At 50.1% G+C, this 18,810-nt stretch carries 16 protein-coding genes; 2 read left to right on the top strand and 14 right to left on the bottom strand.

Features of this window, described 5'->3' with window-relative positions; all coding sequences use genetic code 11:
• Positions 1–14: 14 nt before the first annotated feature.
• The 7 genes from H8S44_RS12285 to H8S44_RS12255 form a co-directional block, all read right to left on the bottom strand.
• Positions 15–1,784, bottom strand: coding sequence for a hypothetical protein (locus tag H8S44_RS12285; protein WP_186873716.1), 1,770 nt, complete (start codon positions 1,782–1,784; stop codon positions 15–17).
• A gap of 3 nt (positions 1,785–1,787) precedes the next feature.
• The gene (locus tag H8S44_RS12280; RefSeq protein ID WP_186873715.1) at positions 1,788–2,663 is read right to left on the bottom strand and encodes a glycyl-radical enzyme activating protein; all 876 of its coding nucleotides are present in this window, start codon (positions 2,661–2,663) and stop codon (positions 1,788–1,790) included.
• Position 2,664: 1 nt separating this feature from the next.
• Positions 2,665–5,046 (bottom strand): glycyl radical protein, encoded by a 2,382-nt coding sequence (locus tag H8S44_RS12275; RefSeq protein ID WP_186873714.1) that lies wholly within the window; start codon positions 5,044–5,046, stop codon positions 2,665–2,667.
• 35 nt (positions 5,047–5,081) lie between these two features.
• Complete coding sequence (locus H8S44_RS12270) at positions 5,082–5,852, bottom strand: DeoR/GlpR family DNA-binding transcription regulator (RefSeq protein WP_186873713.1); 771 nt, start codon at positions 5,850–5,852, stop codon at positions 5,082–5,084.
• A 65-nt stretch (positions 5,853–5,917) separates the two neighbouring features.
• Positions 5,918–6,880 (bottom strand): ABC transporter permease, encoded by a 963-nt coding sequence (locus H8S44_RS12265; protein ID WP_186873712.1) that lies wholly within the window; start codon positions 6,878–6,880, stop codon positions 5,918–5,920.
• Positions 6,877–8,379, bottom strand: a complete 1,503-nt coding sequence (locus tag H8S44_RS12260; RefSeq protein ID WP_186873711.1) for a sugar ABC transporter ATP-binding protein — start codon at positions 8,377–8,379, stop codon at positions 6,877–6,879. The genes H8S44_RS12265 and H8S44_RS12260 overlap by 4 nt, the downstream gene beginning before the upstream one ends.
• A gap of 138 nt (positions 8,380–8,517) precedes the next feature.
• On the bottom strand, positions 8,518–9,663 hold the full coding sequence (locus tag H8S44_RS12255; protein ID WP_186873710.1) for a sugar ABC transporter substrate-binding protein: 1,146 nt from the start codon (positions 9,661–9,663) through the stop codon (positions 8,518–8,520).
• Positions 9,664–10,028: 365 nt separating this feature from the next.
• Between H8S44_RS12255 and rbsK the strand changes: the two genes are divergently transcribed.
• Positions 10,029–10,970 carry a ribokinase gene (gene rbsK / locus H8S44_RS12250; protein WP_186873709.1) on the top strand — a complete coding sequence of 314 codons (942 nt, stop codon included), beginning with the start codon at positions 10,029–10,031 and terminating at the stop codon, positions 10,968–10,970.
• Positions 10,971–11,035: 65 nt separating this feature from the next.
• Here rbsK and H8S44_RS12245 read toward each other — a convergent pair whose 3' ends face one another.
• Both H8S44_RS12245 and H8S44_RS12240 read right to left on the bottom strand, forming a co-directional pair.
• Positions 11,036–11,518, bottom strand: a complete 483-nt coding sequence (locus H8S44_RS12245; RefSeq protein ID WP_186873708.1) for a heme-degrading domain-containing protein — start codon at positions 11,516–11,518, stop codon at positions 11,036–11,038.
• A gap of 9 nt (positions 11,519–11,527) precedes the next feature.
• Complete coding sequence (locus tag H8S44_RS12240) at positions 11,528–12,412, bottom strand: SDR family oxidoreductase (protein WP_186873707.1); 885 nt, start codon at positions 12,410–12,412, stop codon at positions 11,528–11,530.
• 265 nt (positions 12,413–12,677) lie between these two features.
• Here H8S44_RS12240 and H8S44_RS12235 point away from each other — a divergent pair, with 265 nt between their 5' ends.
• Entirely contained in the window at positions 12,678–12,926 is a 249-nt protein-coding gene (locus tag H8S44_RS12235; RefSeq protein ID WP_033121501.1) for a DUF6061 family protein, read from the top strand.
• 49 nt (positions 12,927–12,975) lie between these two features.
• On the opposite strand, the gene H8S44_RS12230 is transcribed toward H8S44_RS12235, so the two are convergent.
• The 5 genes from H8S44_RS12230 to H8S44_RS12210 all read right to left on the bottom strand — a co-directional run bounded on the left by H8S44_RS12230 (position 12,976) and on the right by H8S44_RS12210 (position 18,789).
• The gene (locus H8S44_RS12230) at positions 12,976–14,001 is read right to left on the bottom strand and encodes a sensor histidine kinase (protein WP_055228679.1); all 1,026 of its coding nucleotides are present in this window, start codon (positions 13,999–14,001) and stop codon (positions 12,976–12,978) included.
• Complete coding sequence (locus tag H8S44_RS12225) at positions 13,998–14,675, bottom strand: response regulator transcription factor (protein WP_055228678.1); 678 nt, start codon at positions 14,673–14,675, stop codon at positions 13,998–14,000. The genes H8S44_RS12230 and H8S44_RS12225 overlap by 4 nt, the downstream gene beginning before the upstream one ends.
• A gap of 19 nt (positions 14,676–14,694) precedes the next feature.
• A complete protein-coding gene (locus tag H8S44_RS12220; protein ID WP_055228677.1) occupies positions 14,695–16,767 on the bottom strand; it encodes an ABC transporter permease in 2,073 nt (690 codons plus the stop codon).
• Positions 16,757–17,524, bottom strand: a complete 768-nt coding sequence (locus H8S44_RS12215; RefSeq protein ID WP_033121505.1) for an ABC transporter ATP-binding protein — start codon at positions 17,522–17,524, stop codon at positions 16,757–16,759. The genes H8S44_RS12220 and H8S44_RS12215 overlap by 11 nt, the downstream gene beginning before the upstream one ends.
• A 77-nt stretch (positions 17,525–17,601) precedes the next feature.
• Positions 17,602–18,789, bottom strand: a complete 1,188-nt coding sequence (locus tag H8S44_RS12210; RefSeq protein WP_033121506.1) for a sigma-70 family RNA polymerase sigma factor — start codon at positions 18,787–18,789, stop codon at positions 17,602–17,604.
• Between the last annotated feature and the right edge of the window lie 21 nt (positions 18,790–18,810).

Below are 18,810 nucleotides of genomic sequence, written 5' to 3'. Positions count from 1 at the left end.
GTACTCTCCTCTTTTTACTGAATCAGAAAGCGGTTTCCGATATACGCGCTTCCGATCGCCACATTAAAGTTTCTCTCTTCCGGCTTCATGCTCTTCAGAAGGGGAGAATACATGGTCTCCTCATCCAGTCGAATCACTTCATAGCCGGAATTATATTCCTTCAGTCCCTTCCGCAGCAGCTCACAGGCGCGGTTATCCGCGATGATGCCGCCGCTCAGCAGACGTACAGGCGCTATCTCCGGGAAAATCAGCCGATCCTGATCAATCAGGATACCCATGGCCTTTCCCATGGTCTCATATGCGTAAACCACCGCCGGATGCCGCTGCTCCAGCAGGGATACCAGAAAGCGGGTCAGCTCCCCTCTCCGATCCTTCGGTTCCAGTACTGCTGTCATTTTATCACTCTCCCGGTCAAATGACAACAGGCCCTTTTCCTGGAGCTCCTCAAACATGGGATCCTGGTGCTCGTACATCCAGGTAATGGCCATGCGGAACAGTCCCATCTGAGAAATGTATTTCTGTACCACGCCAGGGATACCCGTATTGGTGCTGTTCACACTGCGGATATCTGAAGCCGGGTAACGCTTGTATTCCTCATTCCCCAGGTCAATCACATGCTGGAAGCCCTCCAGGGGAATATGCTGGATGGTTCCGCCCCGGGAGATAAAGCCCGTGCCCATCTCCGTTCCGATGGTATTGGCAAAAAGACCGTTCTCATCCAGAATGCTTTCCTCCGCGAATGCCTGCTCCACGCTGGTAATATAGGAAGCCGCGTTGCCGTCGTTCAGGACTACCACAGGCGCGCCCGCTTTCGCGTAGGGAGCCAGCATCTCGTCCAGATCTGACGTACGGAAGAACTCGATCTCATAGTCCGTATCCGGGTTATTCTTCAGTCCCTGATGCTTGAAGGACTCCCCTCCGGCGATCTTATTATGTACCACAATATCCGGGAAGCCGGCTACCACGGAATCAAAACGTCCTTCCGTGACGATGCCCTCCGCCTCCAGGGCCTCTGTGGCCTTCAGAAGCTCTCCGTAAGGCACGGTCTTCTCCAGGGCCGCCCGGGCCCCTTCCAGATCCCCGTCCCGCTCCAGAAGTCCCGTACAGGCGCTTAAGAATCGCACCATCAGGATCATGGGATCGTTCATCTCCTCTGCCACCTTGCAGCCGGTGGGATACCAGCAGTACTCCTTAAGCACCGCGATTCTGCCGTCCTTCACCACAGCGCCCTTAATGGAATTGCCGCCCACATCCAGAGAACAGATGCAGGTACCGGAAAGCTCCCTTGCGCTTCTTCGCAGAAGCTCTTTTTCCTGCTGCTCATCCCCGGGAATATAGATCCGGTATTCTTTTTCCGGCAAAAGGCGCGGATACTCCTCCAGGGGATGTACCTCGAAAAAGAACCGTCCCAGTCCCAGGAAGGTGTTCATACGGTTAATATAATTCAGGTAAACGCCATAGCCGGTACGATCATTCCGGGGCGCCTCCGCATGGAACTCGGAAATGGCGTCCTGAATCAGATCGTCCAGGCCGTCCTCCTTCTCATGATAAATGACAAGCTTCGCCCCGCCGAAGGACACCAGCAGGTTATTCATCATGGCCAGCAGATAGTTCCGGTACAGGCCGTATTCCTGCTCCAGAAGTTCCTTCACCGGAAGCTGGAAATCCAGAGTCCGGTACTCGTCCTTTTCATTGACCCACACCAGCAGGCGGATTCCGGTCTTTTTCTCCGGCTCCAGCCCGTTTATCTTTTCTTGCAATTCTGACAAAAACACAGGATTCATATCTTATTCCTCCACGCAGCTTCGAAGCTGCTCCAGCTCTTCCCTGGGGAAGGCACGCAGTTCGTCGTTGAAATACTTCTGATCCAGGAACCGGTACTTGCTTCCCGCAAAGGAGTTAAAGTTCAGTACTTCTATCGGAATCTCCGGATTCACGCTGTCCACAAAAGCCCGGATGGCCCGCAGGTTCTCTTCCGTGGCGGTAATGCCCGGAATCAACGGTATCCGCACCAGAATGGGCTTTCCGAGACCCGCCAGGTAACGGAAGTTGCTCAAGATCTGCTGATTTGACACACCTGTATACTTTTTGTGGGTCTCCTCGTCCAGGATCTTGATGTCCACCAGGAACTGATCCACATAGGGAGCGATGCTCTCCAGCACCTCCTGTTTCGCAAACATGCTGGTCTCGATACAGGTGGGAACTCCCGCCTGCTTCATCCCCTGCAGAAGCTCTTTTAAGAACTCCGGCTGATACAGGGGCTCACCTCCGGAAATGGTCACGCCGCCCCCGGATACCCGGGTGAAGATCTCCTCCCGGGTCACCAGATCCACCAGCTCCTTCACCTCCGCCTGCCGGTCGATGCGCTGCATGGCTCGTGCCGGACATTTTTCTACACATTTGTTACAGAAGTCACAGAGGCTCCGGTCGATGGAAACCTCTCCGTCCTTCATTCGCAGCGCCTGTTTCGGGCAGGTGTGGATACAGGTTTCGCAATGGATGCAGGCCTCCCGCTTTACCCAGAGATCCTTTCCCCGGCGCATACCCTCCGGGTTATGGCACCAGACGCAGTGAAGGGGACAGCCCTTCAGAAAAATAGTGGTCCTTATTCCCGGTCCGTCGTGGACCGCAAAATGCTTGATATCAAAGATTTCACCTGTCATTTTACGCATTTCCTCCGTACTCTGTCCGGGCTATGATTTCATCCTGCAGCTTCTCCGCCAGATCCACGTAATTGGCCGTATAACCGGCCACACGAACCAGCAGATGCCGGTAGTTCTCCGGATTCTTCTTTGCAGCGATCAGATCTTCCTTATTCACCACATTGAACTGGACGTGATTGATCTTCAATTCGATAAAGCCCCGGATAATACCGCAGAACTTCTCGATGCCCTCGTCGTCCGCAAACATCTGCGGCGCGAACTTCATATTCAGCAGGGAGCCGTTGGCCGCGTTGCCGCTGTTGATCCGGGATACGGAACGCAGAAGCGCTGTGGGGCCCTTTCTGTCCCGGCCGTATACGGCGCTCAATCCGCCGTCCGCCAGAGGTTCGCCGCTGCGGCGTCCGTCGGGCGTAGCAGCCACCTTGATGCCCATGGGCACATGGGCCGATACGGTATAGAGGCCGATGGTGTAATTGCCTCCACGGTAGTTTTTATAGGTTTCGATCTTCTCCTTGAAGCATTCCACCCATTTTTCACCCATATTGTCTACCCACTCCACATCGTTGCCGTATTTGGGCGCATGGGTCAGCATGATCTGACGCACCTTCTCGTCGGGATAATTATTCCGAAGCTGGTATAACAGCTCTTTGGCTGTAATCTCTTTTTTGTCGTAGACCAGCTCCTTCAGGGCCGCCAGGCTGTCCGCCACATTGGCCACCTGAATCAGCTGAATGCCGGATTTATTATAGACTGCGCCGCCTGCGGTTACATCCAGGCCCTGTTTCATGCAGTCGTCGATGACGCAGGACAGCATGGGCGATACCATGTACTTTTTGTGCATGGCCTCGACGATCTGCAGGCCCTGCTCCATCTGCTCCGTAAAATAATAAATCTGCTTTTTATAGGCTTCTTCCAGCTCCTCAAAGCTCTGAAAATCCTCCAGAGTACCCAGTTTCAGGCCAATCTGCTTTCCGCTCTGCATGCAGACGCCGTCGTTCAGAGTCAGCTCCAGGGCCTTTACCAGATTAAACATGCCTGCGTCGCTGAAACCCAGGGCTTTGCCCGGCACACTCAGTTCCACACAGCCTACGATAGCGTAATTCATGGCGTCTTCATGGGAATAGCCCGCCTTTTCCAGGGCCGGTACCACCGCTTCGTCATTGAAGAGCTGGGGCATACCCGTACCCAGGCTGATAACCTCCGCCACATGCTTCAAATAGCTGTGGGGGGAATTCTTATGTACCCGGGCCGACAGGTTTGGCTGGCGCATCCGTACATGTTCCTCCGCGTGAAGAATCAGATGGCTCAGCTCATTGACCGCGTCGCTGCCGTCCGCCCTCTGTCCGCCCACAGCGATATTGAAGCCGATGGGGAAACCCGCGAAAAAGGCCGCGCCGTCGGTATTTCTCATATATACGATCTGATTGAATTTAATAAAGGCCGCGTCCAGAATCTCCTGGGCTTCTTCCAGGGTCATTCGTCCCTCATCCAGATCCTTCCGGTAATAGGGATAGAGATACTGATCCGCCCGTCCCGGGGTGAAGGAAGAAGCGTTGGACTCCAGCTGCAACAACACGATCAGGAACCACATGCCCTGTACGGCCTCACGGAAGGACTCTGCAGGCTTCCGGGACAGATTCCGGCACACCTCCGCGATCTTTAAGTAGTTTTCTTTTTCTTCTGCTTTTTCCACCGGACAGCTCTCAGCCAGCTGCTCCGCCAGTTCTGCGTAACGTTCCATAAATCGGATGGCTCCCTCCAGAACCAGCTCTGTGCTACGATAGAACTCTTTTTTCTCCTCGGTCGCGGCTGCCAGCTTTTCTCTGGCTTCCGCCAGCAGGCCTGCCGGTCCCTTTTCCAGCCATTCCTGCACATTGGGACAGATATGGCCCTGGGCGTGATCCTTCTGATTCAGCTTTCCTACCACCTCGCAGCCCTTGATCTCAGCCGGAAGGGCCGCAGCCACATTGTCCTCCAGGGTCATGCCCTCCCAGAAGGGCACCAGCTCCCTGAAAAAGTACTCCCGATCCTCCGGGCGCACATGGAACTTATCCTGGGGTCTGGTCTCCAGAATGTCGATCTCATTCTCCAGCCACTTGATACCGCCCTCGGGGAACACCACGCCGCCGCAGGATTCCCTGGACCGGTTTCCCACAATCAGTTCTCCCTCGTCGATGCGAAGCTCCAGCTCCTCCGCAGCTGCCTTCAGGGCTCTCGCCCGCTTCATGGCCACAGATTCTTCACTGTATTCCTTATATACGCGGGTGATGATCCGGGCCTGCTCCACAGTCAGATACCGGGGCTCTGTGAGGGTCTGCTCCTTCAGTCTCTCGATGCGCTCTGTCACGGGAATCTGTTTTACAAGGTTAATAAAGTTTTCCATAAAAATATCTCCTTTCTCTGATTCCCGGCGCACTTTTACACCAGAATCAGTCTCGTCCTGCTTCCTATCTTGTCTCTGTCCTCTTCGCTCATGGCCGTATCGGAGATTACAATGTCGATGTCCTCCCATTCCGCGCCGTCGATGAGACAGGTACAGTTACACTTGGTGCTGTCAAAGACAGCGATGGTTTTCTGGCTGTTCTTTACATAGATCTGCTTGAGCTCCTTATCATCATAGGAGATGGCTCCCAGCCCTTTTCTTCCCATGATGCCCGGCGTACCCAGAACAGCCACGCCCATATTTACTTTTCTTAAATTATCGCAGGCCCAGTAGCCATAGAATCCTTTATCCACGCTTCGCAGCATTCCGCCGGTACAGTAGATATTATTGTTATTATTCTGTCCATACAGCGTGGATATCTCCAACGAATTGGTAATGGCGATCTTCGTTCGATCCTCAGCCAGAAGCTTTGCCACATACCAGACGGTACTTCCCACATCCAGACCAATGCACTCGTCGCTGTAGGAGATATGATTCAGCACCTCTCTGGCGATGCGCTCCTTGGTGCCCCGGTTCTGCATGGAACGGATGCTTAAGGGATCGTCTGCCGACACATCGGCCAGCAGAATTCGGCCGTGCTTTCTTAATATTGTCCCCTGTCTTTCCATTTCCACCAGGTCCTTGCGGAGGGTTTCATCCGAGACCTGCAGCTCCTCCAGGAGCTTTCTCACTGATATTTCATTCTCTGACTGGGTCAGCAGCTCCAGTATCCGGTCCCGTCTGCGCACCATCTGTTTCGTTCTCATATATCCACCTATCTTCCTACAAAATAAGGGGCATCCCAATCTGAGACGCCCCTGCTTTTGTTGTCTTATGCTTTTTTCTTCTTTTTGGAGGCGATCATACTCTGGAAAATCTCCACGTAAGCCGCCACAATGATTACCAGACCTGTAGCAACGTACTGCCAGTATGTATTTACGTTCATAACTACCAGTCCTACCTTCAGTCCTGAGAAAAGGATAGCTCCCAGTACGGTTCCCCAGGGATTACCACGGCCGCCTGCCATACTGGTTCCGCCGATGGCTGCTGCTGCGATGGCGTTCATTTCCCATCCGTTACCTGTGGTCGGGTCTCCGGTTCCCAGCTTGGCGATCTGTACCAGGCCTGCCAGAGCAGTTCCCAGCATACCGATGGCGTAAGCCAGTGTAGTTACCAGCTCTACACGTACACCGGAAAGTCTTGCTGCCTCTACGTTACCACCTACTGCGTAAATGTAGGTACCAAGACGGGTCTTCTTTAACAGAACATAGATAATCACTGCCCAAATCAGGAATACCAGAACGGAAATACGGATATCTCCCACCAGCTTCAGGTTCAGAATTCCTCTGTAGGAATCGGGAACACCCAGTACCGGATATCCCTCGGTGATGATGTAAGCAAGTCCACGGAATGCGGACTGTGTACCCATGGTAGCGATGAACGGCTGAAGCTTCATCTTGGAAATCAGGAGTCCGTTGACACCACCGGCTGCGAAACCTACCAGAAGTCCTACAATCATGCAGAGAATCGGGTTTACACCGGCTACTGCCAGCTTCGCCACGATACATCCGGACATAGCCAGGACGGAGCCTACGGAAATATCAATTCCACCTGTGATGATGGGAAGCATGATGCCCAGACCCATCAGTCCGTAAATGGTTGCCTGATCCAGAATATCAATGATATTGGTGGGCTGTAAATAGACTGAATTCAGCGCTCCGAATATCACGAACATAATCGCGATTGCAATGATAACACTGACTTCTCGGAAATTATTTTTTAATAACTTTTTCATGACTGGCTACCTCCTACTGCATAAGTAATAATGCGCTCTTCCTCAAATTCTTCGCGCTCCAGTTCACCAACCAGCTTTCCTTCACGCATAATCAGCATTCGGTCGCTCATACCCACGACCTCTGTCATCTCGGAAGATACCATGATGATGGACTTTCCGGATGCTACGATATCCTCCATCAGCTTGTAAATCTCTGCTTTCGCGCCGATATCGATACCCTTTGTGGGCTCGTCCATGATCAGGATGTCTGCGTCTGTGGACAGCCACTTTGCCAGAATAACCTTCTGGGCGTTTCCACCGGAAAGGCTCATGGTCAGGAACTCCGGATCGTTGGGAGTCAGTCCTACGGTTTCGCCGACCTTTACGGAATTCTCCTCTTTCATCTTCCGGTTTACAAAGAAGCCCTTCATATACTTTTTCAGGCTTGCCAGCGCAATATTATCCGCATTGTCAAAGTTCTTGACAAAGCCCTCTTCCTTACGGTTCTCGGATACCAGTCCGATACCTTTTTCTACTACTGTGTGGGGGGTACGGTTATGGGGAAGCGCTTCTCCCTTATAATAAACCTCTCCGCCATAGGTGGGGTCTGCTCCGAAGATAGCTCTCATAACCTCGGTTCTCATGGCTCCTACCAGTCCGAAGAATCCCAGGATCTCTCCCTTATGCAGCTCAAAGCTGATATCATCGAATCCGGCGGGGCCGCTCAGATGCTCTACCTTCAGCACGGTGGTATTCTTATCCGCGCAGGAGGGTTTCAGTCTCTGGGCAAACATGGAGACGTCACGTCCTACCATGTTCTGAACCAGCACTTCCTCTGTGGTCTCTTTCAGATCCAGAGTGGTGATATAACATCCGTCTCGCAGGATGCTGGCTCTGTCGCAAATCTCAAAAATCTCATCCATCTTGTGGCTGATATATAAAATCGTTATGCCCTGCTTCTTCAGATCACGGATGATCCCGAACAGAGTCTTGACTTCAGCGTTACTTAAGGAGGATGTGGGCTCGTCGAAGGAGATAACCTTCGCGTTCATATAAAGAGCCTTCGCGATCTGAATCATCTGCTTCTTACCTGCAGACAGACCGCCTACTTTTTCATCCGCCCGGAAATCACATCCCAGCTTGTCCAGCAGTGCCTGTGTTTCCTGTTCCATTTTTTTCTTGTCCAGAAGGACACCTTTTCTGGGCTCTCCGCCCAGCATCATATTCTGAGCTACGGTAAGCTCCGGAATAACATTAATCTCCTGATGCACCTTTGCGATACCGAAATCAATGGCATCCAGCGCGCTCTTAAACTTTACTTCTTTTCCCTCGATAAAGACCTTGCCTTCTGTAGCCGGAAACATTCCATGCAGAATATTCAGCAATGTCGATTTTCCGGCGCCGTTTTCGCCCAGCAGAGCGTGAATCTCACCTTCTCTGACAGAAAACGAAACATTGTCCAGCGCTTTCTGGCCTGGAAAAACTTTTGTGATATTCTGAAACTCGATATATTTTTCCATAAACCTGCTACCTTTCTCCAATCTTCCAACCATGTTTATATGGAATGGGACTGCTGCAAAAATCAGACGATATTGCGAACAGCCCCATTACCTTTTGCATGATATCTTCTCCCTGTTACCACAGGGCGATTTTATTTATTACTCTGCCAGTGTGAATCCGGTCCATCCAAGAATCTCTTCGTTACTCTGGTTACAGTTGTCTGCATCAACAACAGCGTGCGGAGAGTAGATGTACTTCGGAACTTCCTGTCCAGCCAGTGTACGAACCAGCATCTCAACAACTACCTGAGACTGATAGTACGGGAAATCGTTGATGGTTGCGGAAAGCTCGCCAGCCTTGATGGACTCAAGAGCCTCAGTGGTTCCGTCTGTACCAACTACTAATACCTTGCCAAGCAGGTTCAGCTCTTTAACAGCTTCCAGAACACCCATAGCCATGGTGTCGTTGTTAGCGTAGATAGCCTTTACATCCGGGTTAGCCTTCAGGATAGTAGTTGCAACGTCTTTTGCCTTTGTACGATCCCAGTCAGCGTTCTGCTGTGCTACTACTTCGATGTTCGGATAGTTAGCTGTCATGTAATCTACGAAGCAATCGGTACGAAGACGAGCTGCCTCAGCGGTCGGAAGACCCTGTACAACTGCTACCTGTCCCTCTTCGCCAATCTTCTCAGCGATCCACTTAGCTGCCAGTTCTGCTGTATCCTTATGGTCAGCTACAACGGACGGAAGGTCTACGTTTGCGTCTTTATCGTTGCAGTAGGACATCGGAATACCCTTTTCCTGAGCTGCCTCGATAGCTGCTGTCAGGTTAGAATCGGAAATCGGAGCTACCATGATAGCGTCATAATCGCCGTTGCTCATGGCCTTCATAACGGTTTCCTGTCCCTGAACATCACTCTCACCGCTTGCTGCCTGAGCAGTAACGGTTACATCAAGTCCCAGTTCCTGCAGTGCCTTTGCTGCTGCCTCGGAACCTTCCTTCTCCATTCTCCAGAACTCGTTCTCGAAAGCCTTACCGCAGAAGCCGATGTTGAACTTCATATCTTTTGCTGCTGCCGGAATTCCGCCGAGCTCATCCTTGATGTCGTTATACTTAACAACTTCTGTGGTTGCTGCGGTCTCCTCAGCTGCCGGAGCCTCTTCCTTAGCTGCTGCATCGTCCGTAGCCTCTGTGGTCTCTGTGGTTGTGGTCTCAGCCGGTGCTGCTTCCTTGCTTCCGCATCCAGCCAGAAGGCCAGCGGTCATCGCACATGCGAGCAGTGCTGCCAGTGCTTTCTTTTTCATGTCTGTTTCCTCCCTGAAATCTATAGTTTTGCTATTTTGAAAATGCCTGTCCACTTTCCCGATTCAGAAGTTTGGATTTCCAACCTTCCTTTTTCGGTATTTGTGCTTTTCACAACTGCATTTCCAAGTGACAAATGTATAGTATCACAACACTTTTAGCTTGTCAATACTGTTTTTGGGCTATTTTGTACAATTCGCACTTTCTTTTTTTCGACTTTTATTGTATACATTTCCATTTTCCATTTGATTTTTTGTACTTTCTATTATATACTTCAGGTTAGAGGAATGTTGAATTTGAAGTTGGATTTCCCAATTTCTACTACACATTACCATATTCTATTATTTTCAGAAAGGATCCTGATATTATGAGCAAAAACATTGTAGTTCTCGGAAGCATCAACTATGATATCACCGCATCCGCCGAGCGGCTTCCCGCTAAAGGCGAGACCGTCGTAGGTTTCTCCGTAGACATGTTCGGCGGCGGCAAGGGCGCGAACCAGGCAGTTCAGGCGGCCCAGATGGGCGTTCCCACAGCCATGATCGGCCAGGTGGGCAACGACATGCAGGGCGGCGCGGTTCTGGAGGCCCTGAAGTCCAAGGGCATCGACTGCGACCGCATCCACGTATCCGATACGAATCGTACCGGCTGCGCTTCCATCTATGTAGATCCCAACGGAGACAACATGCTGGTTTACGCTCCGGGCGCCAACCACAAAATTACCAAAGAAATGATCGACGCCGGAAAGGACGTTATCGCCGACGCTGCCGTTTTCATTACCCAGACGGAAATCAATCTGGACGCTGCCATGTATGGTCTGAAACTTGCCAAAGAAGCGGGTGCCATCACCATCCTGAATCCGGCTCCGGCGATTTCTCTCCCGGATGAAATCTTCCCGCTGGTGGACTTTATCACCCCCAACGAGACCGAGAGTGAAGCCTACACCGGAATTCTCCGTTCCGAGATGCCCATCGAAGAGTGGAAGACGAAAACCGCCGAGTGGTTTTTCTCCCGCGGCGTAAAGAACCTTTGCATCACCATGGGTGAGAAGGGCGCTTTCTATGCCAATAAGGATGAAGCTCTCAGCCTTCCGGCCTTCTCCATCAAGGCTGTGGATACCACCGCTGCCGGCGATTCCTTCCACGGCGGTCTGGCCTACGGCCTGGCAAACGGCTACGACATGAAGACCTGTCTGCAGATCGGAAGTGCCTGCGGCGCTCTGTCCGCTATGACTCTGGGTGCCCAGAATTCCATTCAGCCCCAGGAGCGTGTGCTTTCCTTCTTAAAAGAACAAGGGGTCAATATTTAATTATCAAGGTACATCGGACGTCTCCCCTACGGGAGACGTCTTTTTTATTCAACCGGGAACTGCTTCTAAAGCAGTCCCCGCTGATACTCCTTCAAAGTCTCCACCACCAGATTGTGGTCTTCTTCCTCTGTCAGGCCGGAAACAGCCACGGTGCCGACAAAGCCCACGTTTTTCACTATCACCGGAACGCAGCCGCCTGCCGCGGCATAGTCCCCGTCCTTCAGGCCATATCTGGGCTCGATGCGGTCCTCCTTCAGTTTCATATAGAGGGACATCTCATAGGAGCTTTTAAAAAAGGTATAGACGGTATTCTCCTTACGATGAATCCAACGCTCATTGATAGGTGTAGTCTCCTCCACCGCCATGTAAAAAAGGCGCTTTCTGTTCAGCGTTACCGATGCCGCTATCTGATATCCGTTTTGCAGAGCCTTTTCCCGAATCCGGCAGCCTATCTTCCAAGCGGCTTCAGCGCTGAAGCTGTCCAGAACCAGCTCTCTGTACTCTTCCTGCAGCTCCCTTATCCGCTTCTCTATCTGTTCTTTTTCCATTTTTCCCTCCTATCGGATCACGCCGAAATCTTTCAGGCATTTTTCCACTGCGTCCCAGGTATCCGTCCATACCATGCCGGCCTCCCGGGCCTTTGCGGTATCCAGGCGTACATCCCGGTTATGCTCCAGATAATGTACCGTATCCTCCTCCAGAAGTTCCGGCAGTCTGTCTCCCATTCCCAGAAGCTCCAGGATATGCTCTACGATCTCATAGCGGCTGTGATTGTTCGTGGCTCCCATGTGATAGGTTCCGAAAGGACTCTCAAATAGCTTCTGAAAGTTCTCCACGGTCTCCTGAATATATCCCATACCACGGAACTCGTGGCGGGACGCCACAATCTTCTCCTGGCGCATAAGTTTCGTAATCGTGTCCCACAGAATACCGTTGGACATTCTTTTCCCGTACTCCGGAAGGCCGAACATCCAGGTAAACCGCACTGTCCACAGTTCTTCCAGCATATCCTTCAGAAGTCCCTCGGCCTCCAGCTTATTTTCCCCGTAAACCGTATTGGGCACTGCCGCGTCCTCTTCCTTAAAGGGACCGCCGTTGGTATTGCCATTGAAAACCTGCTCGGAACTCAGAAACACCAGCTTACTCTTGTTTTGCTGCGCTGCCCGGGCCATGTTCACGCTGCCCTCCACATTGATGCGGTGAGCAATGTCCGGATGCTCATTGCAGAAGTTGGTCACTGCCACTGCGCCTGTGTGGACGATGATGTCCGGCTGGAAACTGCCCACGCAGTCCAGCACCGCTTTTTCATCAGTGATATCCAGATCCTCTTTTCCCAGCACCGCGAACTCATACCTATCCCGATAGTAGCCCGCCAGCCTGGATGCAAAGAAGCCTTTTCCGCCAGTCAGCAGAATCTTTTGCTTTTTCGTTTCATTTTCCATAAAATACTTCCCCCTTTCCTTCTCTAATCTCATTATAATCGTTTTGAGCTTGGAAATCCACCCTTTTTCGTTTGGAATTCCAAGTTTGGCACTTGTGCATAAAAAAAGAAGCGGAAATACTTGGCTTAACAGTGATAAGGAACTAATTTACTTATCAACTGTTAGCTGACGGTTTCCGGGGTGCATACGGACAAATCCCGTCTGATTTCTAACAGAAAGTCAGACGGGATTTTCGCTTTATATTACGAATTATGGAGGACATACCATGAAAACCTTAATATCTTGTGCCTACAATATGGATAATTGCTGTGTGGAAGTGAAATTCAGCGACGGCAGTATGATTGCGATTGACACTATCGTCGTTGAGAACGAGATTGCTGACAATATGTATCAGCGGTCAGAGCTGGATTATTTGATCTACAACGCTCCTTTGGAGTATGCAGACCTTATCTTGAACGGCGATCCCGAAACCTATTTGAAAACTGTAACAGAATACAAGCCTTGGGATAGCTGACAACACGCTGCCCGCAGGAGAAAATCCTGCGGGCGTTTTTCTGTTTATATTATTTCCCTCCGTTGGATCTCAATTTAGGAAAGAAGATGACAATCTTGAAGCTCTTTCCCCACTGGGAAGCTGCTTCCAGATGAAGATTTAGATCGTCGGCCATCTTCTTAACCAGGTAAAGTCCCATACCGGTAGCCTTCTTTCTGCTGTCAGTAGAATCCCCGGTAAAGCCCTTTTGAAAAATGTACGGCAGATTATATTTTTTTACGCCAATGCCGTTATCTTCAACAGAAAGGATATCTGCAGTCTCCGAATGTATCACGGAAATTGTAAGCATGGGACTATCGCTGCTATATTTGATGGCATTGCTAACGATTTGTCCCAACATAAACTGAAGTCCTCTACGGTCTGTATAGACTGTTTCAGATTGCAGTTTGTTGAGAATGACAAAATGCTTCTCTTCAAGAAGTGGGGCATAGTCCTCCAGAACTTCACCCAAGCAGTCATTCAAATTGACATCCTCAAATCGGTAATCCTTTGTACTGCTCTTCAACCGGGCATAGTACAGCATCTGCGTGACATCCTCCTGAAGCTGACTGCGGACATAATCCAGCTTTGCTTGCAGGGAAGGAGAGATTTCATCGTTCCGGTTATCCAAGAGCATGGTCAGCAACGATAGGGGCGTTTTCGCTTCATGTGCCCAGCCCTCCACGTATTCTTCATAGTCCCGTAGGGCATCCGCCATATTGTTACTCTCGTTTTTGTATTCCCGTAAAACCGAAGCCAAAAATCGGACAGATTCTCCTTCTTTCTGACTAATGGCACTGAGCAGCCGTTCTTCATTGCAGATGGTAGGATCACTGAGGAAATCTCGGAACAGTTCCATGTGGGTGTTCTCCCTCTTGTTTAGTACAAACAGAATCGCTGAAAACAAAAGGATGCTCGTCAGAACTACTAACCCGATCAAGGTTTGAAATACCTGAATGTCAGAAATCCAAAGAATGACAGCGCAAAAGCAATCCACGCCCAGCAGCAACAGAAGCCAGGGGTAGTACCGTTCTATCATGTGCCAAAGCTGCTTCATAGAGACACCTCCGCTTCCAAACGGTAGCCCATTCCTCGAACTGCAACGATTCGCTGCTTCATTTCAAGGGCGGACATCGTTTTTTTCAGCCGGGTTAGGTTAACCTGCAAGGCATTTTCATCTATGTATTCCGTGGTTCCCCATAGTGCCATGCAAAGCTGCTCCGTCGTGACCAGAGCATCGCCGCCGGACAAAAGAGCGACCAACAGTTTTCCCTGATTTTTTGGAAGCACCACAGAGGTATTATGAATATAAAGCGTGTAGGTCTGCTGGTCTAACAGGAAATCTGGTCCCTCTATGAGATTGGTACGGCCTTCATACCTTTTGAGAATATTGGATACCCTGGCAAGAAGTCGATCTTTTCTGCACGGCTTCGTCAAATATTCATCGGCACCCAACTGGAACGCTTGCAGTTCATCCTTTACCTGATCTCTGGAAGTCAGCACCAGGACGGGGATAGCAGTTTTATTCTTTAGCTCCTGGCAGATTTGAAAGCCACTGATCTCCGGCAAGTTCAGGTCTAAGATCACAAGGTCAGGGCGGAGGGCTGCCAAGAGCCGAGCGGCATCTTCAAACTCGGTAATTGCCTCCACAAGATAGCCGTCCTTTTGGAGCATATCGCAGAGTTCTTCCCGCATATAGACTTCATCTTCCACAACAGCAATTCTTTTCATGACAGCACCTCCTTCCAAATTATTCTTCTCTCTGCGGCTGCATCAGTGTCAGCAAATACCGATCACTGGAGCGCTTGACCACTCTCATATAAATATATTCTATCACGCAAAGTAGTAAAATCATAGCAGCAGATACAAGCAGCATTTCAGACACTGTCCCACGGGTTCGGGACGAGAGTATCCCTGTAAATAACGCCCTGACTCCAAACAGACTGCTGACAGCCGCAACCAATACAGGAAGTCCCATAAACCAGGTAATTTGCTTTCCAGCAGACTGGCAAAGGGTTTCGTAAGTAGCTCCCAGGCGGATCAGGGTCTGGTATCTGCGCCCGGTTTTCTGCTGACTCATCAGGAACTGAACACCCACGATGGTGTTGGCAACTACCAGGAAAACAATCGCAAGATAGAGGGTAATATAACTGGATGCTATGGTGTAGAAAAGCTGACGACCTATATTCTGAAGATAGCTTTCATATTCAATGCCAGTTTCGTCCAGCTTCTCGTTCAAATCCAAATATGCAGTCATAAGGCTATTTCCATCCAGAGCCTGCTCACTGAGCACCGCATTGACATAGGTATCATACATTCCCTGGCTATAATATAGGAATGCTTCATCCGGAAGAATCAATGCAAAGGACAAGGTTATAGAACGGTCCGTGACCAAATTCACAGACTGAACCTCTCCTGTAAGATGAATCGGACTACCATCCAGTTCCACCTTGGGCTGTCCGGCCAATACTTGGTTCAGCATTGCGGTACGACTTACCGTAGTAAACTCTGTATCAATATAGACAGCGGCCTCCTTTTCGCCTAATTGGAGAGCCGGTTTGCCGGACAATTCCAACAAACGATTATAGTCCGATAAACAAATCAAATATGGGTATGTGGCATAACCAAGATTGTTCAGAAGGACATCCCGGTCTTCCGACTGGGGCAGGCTCCGAAGAGAGTCCATAACAGCGTCCATGCTGTAGGCATTATCATAATCTTCTGTGGTGCGAATACGCCCAACCCTCATTTCAAAAAGCTCTGAAAATTGATTTTCCAAACCGTTTTCTTTCAGGGCTGCCTTTATATTCGGAAGAACCTGCGATGAATCTTCTGCAGTATGATCTTCAAAAGTATAGTCGATTACATGGCCAGAAGACAGGCTATTCGTTCCTGCAATTCCTACGCCCGCACCAAAACAACACAGCGCCGCCAGAATCAGCAGGGAGCTGATGGCCATGGAGGTTGACTGATGAATAACATTCTCCTGAATCTGCCGGAAGGTAAATACATGAAGCTGCTTATTTCCTTTTCCTTTCTTAACAATCAAAGCAATCAGCGCACGCATCCCATAGAAAAGCAGCATCGTACCAACTATGCCCAACAGCAAAGTCAGTCCCATCATACTTACCTTTGTCCATGCAATTCCCTGAATCGCCATGTAGTAAGCCACTGCCAACATCACACTTCCGCATATAGCAGCCAGTCCATAGATAACAGATGGCATTTGCTTTTTGGGGCGGTTCGTTGGCTGGGATAGCAAAGTACCGATCTCCTGGCGGCTGATTCGTCCACTCAAAATCAGAAGTGCCGTCAGCTTAATTGCCAGAAATCCTGCCAGCGTCCATTCAATTGCAGACCAGGATAAAGAAAACTGATGACCGATGATCCCCATGCCTACCAGCTTGGCGGTGACAAGACTGACAATTTCTGAAAGCACCACAGCCACAGGTAAGCCTATGAGCATGGCAAGAATACTGGTCAGGAAATCTTCCGCCAGAAGCATACCAAACAGTTTACTTCTACGCATCCCCAACATTAGATAAACACCAAACTCATGCCGTCTGCGCTCGAACTGATACTTGCAGGCAAAATAGATCAAAAAGAACAGAATACCGAGGGTCATCCCATAAAACGCAGGAATCAGAAGCAGGAGTTTGTCAACTGCGTCACTCTCCATTTTCTGCAAAAAGAGCATCACATCTTGAGTGGAGATGGAAAGAATCATGTAAAAGGCAACAATAGAAATCACCAGGGAGCTGAAAAACAGACCGTTTTCCTTTCGGCTGCGGTGGCTGTTCCGAAGAATGAGATTAGAGAACATTTGCGCTGCCCCCTCCCAGTTGCGCCATCACCTTCAGGATGCGCCCGTAGAACTCCTGCTGGCTTTCGTCTCCACGCCGAAGCTCATGAAAGATCACGCCGTCCTGGATGAACAGAATGCGCTTGCAAAAGCTGGCGGCATTGGAATCATGGGTTACCATCAGGATCGTAGCTTGTTCGTCACGATTCAGGCCGGACAGCTTCTCCATAAGACTTCTTGCGTTCTTAGAATCCAGCGCACCCGTCGGTTCATCGGCAAGGATCATTTGGGGATGTAAGATCAGAGCCCTTGCTGCCGCAACACGCTGACGCTGGCCGCCGGACATCTTGGACGGAAACTTATCCAGAACATCAGTGATTTCCAGATAGTCAGCCAACTGCTTCAGCCGCTGGCTGCTTTCTGCTTCGGATACCCCATGCAAGGAAGTCGGGAGCAGGATGTTTTCCCTGCCAGTCAGGTTGTCCAGCAATTCAAAGTTCTGGAATAGATAACCAACTTTTTTGCCACGGTACTCTGCAAGAGCCTTTCCCTTGAGGGATTGCAGAGTATCGCCTTCCACCTGAATGCTTCCACCTGTGGGTTGAATCACAGTCGCAATACAATTGAGCAGTGTGGATTTACCGGAACCGCTGCTTCCCATAATGCCGAGAAACTCTCCCGGCATCACCTGGAAGGTGATCCCATTCAGTGCCTTTGTTTGACTTGGCACATTGCCATAGATTTTTGTTAAATTTTCAATATTCAAAATGGGTTTCATGTGAATACCTCCTATCATTTGTAATAAAATGATAGCATGGGAACACAGCAAATACCACTTACAGTGGTTGTAAGGATTCAAGATATAAGTGGCGGCTCAAGGGGGACGAGCATATATTTTGTAAGAGCATCAGGCGACAATGATAAAATATACCGGATCGCCTCCTTGGCAAACCAGTTCGTTTTAATTGTATCCCAATCAGCAAGTCGGATAATCTCTGCTGTGCCGTTCTCAAAATCAACTGAAATTTCGCCCCATTCGCCGTCGCAGTCTGCTTGATATTCGTAGATTGCGGCGGCGATTTTCTTTTTGCGCTTGGTTTTGGTTTTCTGTTTCAGCCGGACAGCATGGAGCGCACCTTCGGCAACCAGCAGTTCTGTCAGTTTGTCCACCGCTTTCCGGTAGGCTCGCTCTGCACCGCTGGCTGTGCTGCCCTCAAACATAATCGCCAATTCTTCAAAAGTGGGGCGGTTCTTCCATGAGCCAACTCGCCCGCAGGTCATACAGATTGCTAACCGTTTTTCGAGCAAGGTCTGTTCCCGGTAATTCAGCTTCTCAAATGCCCGCTGTACCTTTTCTGCTTGTATGCCGTTCCAGAGGATGTCGGTATAGTTCCAGCTATCGTCAAGGGCTATATCCTCGCCTGTTTCCTCGCCGTCCTCGTCCGTTATATAGAACGGCTGCTGGTTGCGGATTCCACGGACAACTTTCAGATATTCTTCCGCAAGAGCAAGGTCGCAGTTATACTTCTTGGAAAACTGGTTGACCGCATCTTTGGTGTTATGGTACAGCCACGCCATTGATCGCACCATTTTGTAATTGGTCAGAGAGGATACCGACCATTTTTCTTCGCCCATGCGGAAACGGAGCATAGAATCCCAGATGAACGGATAGATGTATGTAGCATACTCCGCACCCTTGGCAGGATCATAGTCCATCAGCTTTTGGAGCATTTGCTCCCGGCAGGAGATCTTTATATCGATAAATCGGTCTGTGTCGTACAGATTGCCGCCGTCCACACTGAGAAAGCCTTTGATGCGCTTGTTGAGCTGCGTTTCGTAGTGGTGCAGAAAGAACGAAAAATATAGCAAATTCTTTTCCCGCAAAGCAGACAGGATATATTCATTCAGACTGTCCACCGCTGGCGGTTCCGGTTCCAGTTGGAAGATGCGCTCTGCCACATAGGGGATGATGCCGTCACCGTGTGGATTAACTTGGTGCTTCGGTATGTATCCGGTCATGTTCCACGAAAAATCATTTAGCATAGCGCACCTCCCTTCTAAGTA

The organism is Anaerosacchariphilus hominis, from assembly GCF_014290175.1.
Classification (GTDB): domain Bacteria; phylum Bacillota; class Clostridia; order Lachnospirales; family Lachnospiraceae; genus Laedolimicola; species Laedolimicola hominis.
Note: the sequence above shows the minus strand (reverse complement) of the source record. Positions and strands in the feature narration are given on the sequence as shown.